The organism is Frankia sp. CeRuru1, assembly GCF_977966315.1.
Window position 1 is genome coordinate 1 of record NZ_CDWWEW010000540.1, and the last position, 501, is coordinate 501.

General features: G+C 74.5%; 1 protein-coding gene. It reads right to left on the reverse strand.

What is annotated here, in order from left to right:
• Window positions 1-481, reverse strand: a 481-nt coding sequence (locus tag AC08OP_RS24015) for a beta/alpha barrel domain-containing protein (protein ID WP_476616251.1), incomplete at its 3' end; no start/stop codon positions are given.
• Window positions 482-501 lie beyond the last annotated feature (20 nt).

The window sequence follows — 501 nt, forward strand, 5'->3', positions numbered from 1 at the left end:
GGGCGGTGCCCGCGGGGTCGTCGCTGAGGACGGGCAGGTCGGTGACGAGGCCGTCGACCCCGGCGACACTGAGCGGCCCAACCGTGCGCGCGCCGACCCCTCCCTCGGCCAGGAGCCGCACGGGGCGCTGGTGCCCGGTCGCCTCAACGAGTCGGCGCGCGGCGTGGACGCGGCGCAGAGCGGCCAGGGTCAGCGCGGCGTCCCGCGCGCCGCCAGGTGTGCAGACGACCACCAGCACGTCGATCGCGCCGAGGTAGGGACGGGCCTCGACGACCCGGGTGTCCACGCCAAGCGCCAGGCCGGCCGCCTTGCCGTTCTCGCGAATGCGATGCAGGGCACGCGCGGCATCGTCGATCTCGGCTGGCACCGTGATCAGATCGGCGCCAGCGGTGGTGACCGCGTCGATGAGCGCCATCGGCCGGCGCGCCAGCAGGTGGGCGTGGAACGGGACCGTCGTCCGAGCGCGAAGGACCGCAAGCATGGCTGGGGAGAACATCAGGT